A 6,287-nucleotide genomic window follows, 5' to 3' on the forward strand; every position below is an offset into this window, starting at 1 on the left:
GACGCCAGCGTCAGCCACGCATTGTCCGCGGCTACTTCGGCGGCCCACACGTCCGCTACGTCCTGGACGAGAACCCTTTGAGTTTCTGATCAATAACGATCAGTTTGTTCACGGGCATTTAGAAACCGCCCCTGTGAGTCAGCCGCTCGCGGGGCGACAGGGAATATCAGCCCACACTTGTTTACCGCCACCCAGCGGCAACGAGCCCCAGGCCGTCGTCGTCGCCTCGACGATGAGCAGCCCTCGACCGCCGGTCGACTCCCAGCTCACCCATACCGGTTTGACGGGGCTGCGCGGCGACGCGTCGTTCACGGCGATCCGCAGCCGGTCCGCCGACAGGGTCAGATCCATCCCTACCTCGCCCTGCGTGTGTGCGATGGCGTTGGTTACCAGCTCGGACACGACCAGCAGAGCTGTGTCGATTTCTTCCACTACTCCCCAGGACTGCAAGGTGCGCGCGGTGAAGCGGCGCGCATGCAGAACCGCGTTGGGCAGCCGCCACACCGCCCAGTGGCTCCGCAGTGGCCGGCCCCGTGTGCCGTCGTAGCGCAGCAACAGCACCGCCACGTCGTCGTCCCGACGACCCACGCCGACGACCAACTCGTCGGCGATCCCTCCGGCGTCTACCGGGTCGGCCGCGGTGAGCACATCCCGCACCCGCCGCATGCCCTCCTCCAGAGTCAGCCTGGCGGACTCGACCAGGCCGTCCGTCAGCAGAACGAGCAGAGTGCCGGGGACCAGCCCCACCTCGGTCATGGGGAATTCGGCTTCCGCGAGCACTCCCAGTGGGGGCCCGCCCTCAACCACAATCTCCTCGGTGACGCCGTCGGGATGGCGCAGTATCGGCGGCAGATGGCCAGCTCGTACGGCCCTGGCGATGCCCTCCTCCATGTCGAGGTCCACATACCCACAGGTGGCGAAGAGATCGGTCTCCATGCCGACGAGCAGACGGTTGGCCCGCGCGACCACCACATCTGGCGGATGGCCCTCCACTGCGTAGGCCCTGACCGCCGTACGCATCTGGCCCATGATGGTGGCGGCTCCCGCGCTGTGTCCCTGTACATCCCCGATCACGAACGCCACGTGACCGTCACGGAGCGGAATGACGTCATACCAGTCGCCGCCGACCTCGAGTCCCACCGTCGCGGGAAGGTATCGGGCGACAGCGACCCCGCCCGGCAGCTCCGGGAGCTTACGCGGGAGCAGACTACGCTGGAGCATGGTGGCGAGTTCGTGGCCCGCGTCCAGTGCATGGGCGCGCACCAGCGCCTGCCCCACCAGACCCGCGGTCGCGGTCAGCAGCGACCGCTCCTCCGGTCCGAACCGGTGCTCCGCGTCCCACCCCACCAGACACACCCCGACGATCCTGCCACCGGCTGGCAGCGGCAGCACCGCGAGACCGCCGGGCCCAACGCCCAGAAGACCGGGTTCGAGAGCCGCTCCCGGTGGCCACAGACTCAGGTGCCCCCCACGCAGCGCGCTCTGCAGGGTGGGGAGGTCGCTGAGCGATGCGTCGGGCCACTCGGACCGCCATTGCGAGCGCCAGACCTTGGGCCAGGCATCGGGCTCAGGAGGGGCGAGGTAGGTGACTATGAGACGCTCGGGCTCCAGTTCGCCCACCGCGACCCGGGAGGCGCCGAGCGGCTCGCGCAGAGCGGCGACCGCCAGCCGGCTGACCTCTTGGATGGTCGCCGCCCCCGCCAGCGTGGCCGAAAGCCGCTGCACAAGAGAGACCTCGTCGGCGCTGGGGCGCAGATAGGTGGCATCGGCCACCACGCCCAGGAGGCGCTGCGGCGTGCCACCGGAGTCCACCTCCACACGGCATCGCAGCCCCAGCCAGCGCAGCTCTCCGTTCGGGCGGCGGATACGGAACGCCAGCTGCTGTCCGGCGGCGGCCAGCCGGCCCGGCTCCACGACCGCCATCAGTGCGGGCATGTCGTCGGGGACGGCGCAGGCAAGCAAGGTCTCCACCTGGCCGTCGAACTGCTCTGCAGGCAGACCGAGCAGTTCCAGCACATGCGCGTGGGCCTCCATGCGGCCGGTGCTCAGTTCCAGGATGAACGCGCCGCCTTGGGGAGGAACCAGGGACTGGCCCAGATGCGCCTGCGGGGCTTTGCGTCCGGCGAAGCGCGTGGCGACGGATTCGAGTCCGGCGGCCACCTGATCGGCGTAAAGTTCCAGAAGGCTGCGGACGTCGGCGCTAAAGCCGTCCCCAGCCTCCCCGGCGACGATCAGGCACCCGAGCTCCCGGTGACCGTGTCCCAGCGGTAGCGCGCCCAGCGAGATCCTGGCCGGCGAGGTGGGATCACCGTCCCGGACCCGGGTGGGGAAGTGGTGGGGTTCATCCTCGACGAACGTGGCGAGTTCCTTGGGAGTCAGCCACAAGGGGCAGCCGGAGCGGAAGGCATTGGCGGCGGGCGAATGGCCGGCCACGGCGAGGATCGCGGGCAGTCCGTAGAGAACGCTGCGGTTTCCGGTCAGCTCGGCCAGATGGAGTTCCCTACCCTGGTCGGCGACCACATATACAGCGGCAAGCTCGGCCCCGCAGAACACAAAGCGACGACTAGTCACCGTGTGCATCACACCCTCTCGAGGGCATCCGGCCTACCGCCCTCTCTCCATGCTGTCGCGCCCGGGACCGTCCCCGCGAGTCGGAGCGCAGGCCGAGGGAGCCGGTGCCGCCTGTCAGCGCGTCGACCATGCAGCGGCAGGTGCGCTGGCAGCCGTGTCTACAGCATCGCCCGGCAGATCTGGCGCGGGGTACGTGTTGAGCGGCTCGTGACCGACCGGCTCGTCTGCGCCTGACGTCCTGCCCCGCTTGAACAGGAAGGGGCCCCTGTGCTGGGGGAGGCTGGGGCCCCTCAGCGCGCTCCGCGGGGGACGGATCGTGCACGCCCACGGACAACGACACCGGAGTCGGCCGGACACGGCGGTCCAGCCGGAGGGGCCGCCGCACGCGATAGCGGGAGTTGGACCAACGCCGCGCGTGGGCGGCGCCGTGCGTCGGCCCGTCCGAGGGCGGGTGACCGGTGACCGCGAATGCTCCCGGCGTTGTCGCGGGCCTTGATGTACTGGGCTGTCGAGCAGGGGCGAGGCAGGGGAGCGGGGCGTTGGCCGGGTACAGCAGGGGTTGCACCGTCGACCCGGGAGGCGCGTGCGCGTGACGGACTGGCATGACTTCGAGTGGGTGGTCTGGCGACTGGAGGTCCGGGACCCTCAGCGGCTCGCGGGTAATGAGCCGGACCTGGAGGCGCGCACGAAGGAGACGATGACGGAGCTGGCCGCCTCGCTGGGTTGCGAGTACGACTCCTGCGTCGATTACGACTCCTACGACCATGACACGCCCTACTACGCCTGGTGGGTCCGCCTGCCGGCGGCCGAGCATGCCAAGGTCGGCAAGGACGGCCTCCCGCTGGTCATCGGCCCGCTGCGCGAGTACCTGACCACCCGGCTTCCCGACGGCCTGAAGTGGGAGATCACGCCGGACCGGGAGATGACGTACGACCCGCCAGCAGCATGGCTCTGCGGGCCGGCTACGACGATCTGATCGCCCCGTTCGAGCGCGCCCTGATGCCGCTGCGCCGGGACGGGGCCGACGCACTCGATCCGCGGGCAAAAGTCTGGAAGTGGGAGAAGGACCTGCTGGCCGGCACGTTCGACCTGGGGCTGTGCAAAGACCCAGACCACCCACATCATCACCATAGGGCTGTGGACCGAACCGGACGAAGAACCAGCCGCCCGCCTGGGCCACTTCGACTTCACCCCGCACCACCCGCTGCTCTTCCTTCCCCGCCCGGCGGCCCCAGCGACGTTCACCGCCCGCGTCACCTCCGGCTCCTACCCCAGTGAGATCAGCTTCAGGACGAAGGCCGCCGGCGCCATCGGGACAGCCCACCAGTGGACCGCCAATGATCCCGACGTCCTCGCCGGGCGGGTCGTCCGTGACCTCAAGCTGCTGTGGCCGCACCTCACCGGCCAGGAACCAGGAAGCTGACGACGGCCTCAAACGACCCGGGCGACCCGGAACCGATGGGATATCGGGTCGTTGAAGGGCCGGGAATACACACCGCCCAGGGAGGCCCTATCCGTTCCCCCCGGGTCCTCCTGGGGCGGTCCCAGGTCCTGACGCCCGATGCGCTACGCCCCTGCCGGATCTGCCCCTGGGAGGGCGTCACCGTGACGGCGGTGTCAGCGTCGGGTGTCAGGAACGAGCCCCCACCCGCCGGACGGGCGCTGTCCGGGGTGTGGTTAGGGTCGGTGCAGCCCGTGCCGATATGGCGTGCGCGGGTCAGGCCCGGTGCCCGCTTCGATCGGGGGCAGTACCGCCGGGCCGCCCTCACGCCCCGGGCCCGAGGGCCTGGTCCTCGACGGCGAGCTGGTCGTCTGGGATACCGCGGCCGGCGGACTGGAGCGCGCCAGCGCCGTGCCGCCGCCCGGGGCGGACCGCTTCGGGCCCGATGGTGCTTGACGCGACGAGGGGGCCGCACGAACACGAAGGCGTACTCGGCTGACCCTCCTCGGGGCATCACAGGTCGGCGATGAGGGCATACCGCTCGTCGTCCACCGGACCACCCCACAAGTCAGGGTCGCTGCTCAGTGGTTCGATACGCACTGCGGCAACAAGAGGGCGCACGGCTTCGGTAAGGTCTTCGGCGCCGATTCCGCCGTTCCACGGCAGCGATTCGGCGCCATCCACATACGGGGCGCCGCTCTGGCCTGCCTGATGCCAACGCCCCTCGACCAGCACCAGCCGGCCTCCCGGCCGCAAGCGTTTCACCCAGTCGCGCAAGGCGGCCTCCGGATCAGGCAGCGTCCACAACAGATGCCGCGACAACACGACATCGAACTGCTGTTCCCCGGTCGGGGGCATCATGGCGTCACCGACGAGAAAACGGCCGTCAAGGCCGGCGGCCTCGAACTTCGTGCGTGCCTGCTGAACCATGCGCGGCGCCAGGTCGACCCCGGTCGCCCGGTGTCCGGCCTCGGCCAACAGCAAGGACATGGACCCGGTGCCACAGCCGATGTCGAGAACGTCGGCTGTGGTTGGCATCAAGGTGTGCAGGAGTCGGGTCCACGCAGCGCGTGTGCTGTCGGCCCTCAGCCCGTGGTCGGGCTCGTCATCGAAGGTTACTGCAGCGGCGTCCCAGTAGGCGATGATCGAAGCAGTTCGGTCAGTCATGACTCGATGCTCTCAGCAAGCCACTGACACTCCAGACGCTCAGCAGCAGTGTCAGTTCTCACCGATAGTTTCCGTCGCAGTGATCCACAACTGCTGCTGAGACTCGTCGACAACAGATCTCCGCACTCTCACCTACGAAGCCATGCAGTGCCTCGGGGGCCTTGTACTGCCAAAGCCGGTAGTAACGGCCTTCGCCATCGTTGAAGCCGAGATGGCGGTCGCCGTGCGGGTTGATCAGGTGGGTGGTGAAGGGCAGATCGTTCGGGCCCGGCTGCCAGGGCTGTTCCTGCTGGCTCACTGCGTCCTCCGTCGGCGTTTGGCGATCACGACCCGGCCGAGTCTGTCAGCGCTGGTCCCGGCCCGGCCGAGCTTCTCTTCAGCCCGTTGGTGCCGGCTGCAACATCAGCCCGTGTCACTGCAACGCCCCGGCGCGATACCACCGCGTGTTGTAGTCCTGACCTGCGGCGATGCTTCGGATAGAGACCTGCGGTGCCCGTGTTGCACCTCGCGTTGCAGTGCCGCGCCGCGTCCGGGCCGCGCAGTTGGCCATCAGGGCTTGATGCCGGGGCGCCTGGCAGGGCGCCTTCCAGGGCGCTTGGCAAGGCGCCTTCCAGGGCGTCTGGCGGGGCGCTTCGCAGGGCGCCTCATGCCCGTACGGTGACCGGACAACGGTGCAGGTCAGGCCATACGGTCAAGGGGTGCCGACCACGCCGACTACTTCACTGAGGGACCCTTTCCAAACCTGGTGAAGCTTCGACTTCCCCTACCCAACCCCCTCCAGACGGCGGACCGCCCCGCCAGCAAACTGCAGGACTCCCGGCCGCCCGGGTCCGAAAGGCCGGCGCATGGGAACAGCACCGGACCCCGACCCTCAAGAGGCCCGGGGTCCGGTGGGCGCGGGAAGCGGTCAGAGGCCGGCCGGGGCGGCCTGGGTGGTCGGCGCCGGTCCCGCCCAGTCCATGCCCAGCGCGGCGAGGGCGACGCCACCTTGGCCCGCCAGGGCGGCGACGGCATAAGCTTGACTCTGTCGGGGATCTTGGAGTTCCCCTGTGCGGCAGCATGATCAACGGGCATGCTCGGGCTGTTCCAGTGACCGATGCAGTCGTCG

At 69.2% G+C, this 6,287-nt stretch carries 4 protein-coding genes; 1 reads left to right on the top strand and 3 read right to left on the bottom strand.

Annotated features, from left to right (window positions below; translation table 11 throughout):
- Window positions 1-138: 138 nt before the first annotated feature.
- Window positions 139-2,580: a SpoIIE family protein phosphatase gene (locus ACFWTC_RS38255; protein WP_384075115.1), complete on the bottom strand. Its 2,442-nt coding sequence runs from the start codon at window positions 2,578-2,580 to the stop codon at window positions 139-141.
- A 580-nt stretch (window positions 2,581-3,160) separates the two neighbouring features.
- Between ACFWTC_RS38255 and ACFWTC_RS38260 the strand changes: the two genes are divergently transcribed.
- On the top strand, window positions 3,161-3,547 hold the full coding sequence (locus tag ACFWTC_RS38260) for a hypothetical protein (RefSeq protein ID WP_384030537.1): 387 nt from the start codon (window positions 3,161-3,163) through the stop codon (window positions 3,545-3,547).
- A gap of 978 nt (window positions 3,548-4,525) precedes the next feature.
- Here ACFWTC_RS38260 and ACFWTC_RS38265 read toward each other — a convergent pair.
- Together ACFWTC_RS38265 and ACFWTC_RS38270 are read right to left on the bottom strand one after the other, a co-directional pair.
- Entirely contained in the window at window positions 4,526-5,179 is a 654-nt protein-coding gene (locus ACFWTC_RS38265) for a class I SAM-dependent methyltransferase (RefSeq protein WP_384075118.1), read from the bottom strand.
- Window positions 5,180-5,237: 58 nt separating this feature from the next.
- Window positions 5,238-5,477 (bottom strand): hypothetical protein, encoded by a 240-nt coding sequence (locus tag ACFWTC_RS38270; RefSeq protein WP_384030541.1) that lies wholly within the window; start codon window positions 5,475-5,477, stop codon window positions 5,238-5,240.
- Window positions 5,478-6,287 lie beyond the last annotated feature (810 nt).

Source organism: Streptomyces sp. NPDC058619 (assembly GCF_042717785.1).
Lineage (GTDB): Bacteria > Actinomycetota > Actinomycetes > Streptomycetales > Streptomycetaceae > Streptomyces.

Coding starts and splice junctions, on each gene's coding strand:
- ACFWTC_RS38265 (WP_384075118.1), bottom strand. CDS start 5,179: ATGACTGACCGAACTGCTTCGATCATCGCCTACTGGGACGCCGCTGCA.
- ACFWTC_RS38255 (WP_384075115.1), bottom strand. CDS start 2,580: ATGCACACGGTGACTAGTCGTCGCTTTGTGTTCTGCGGGGCCGAGCTT.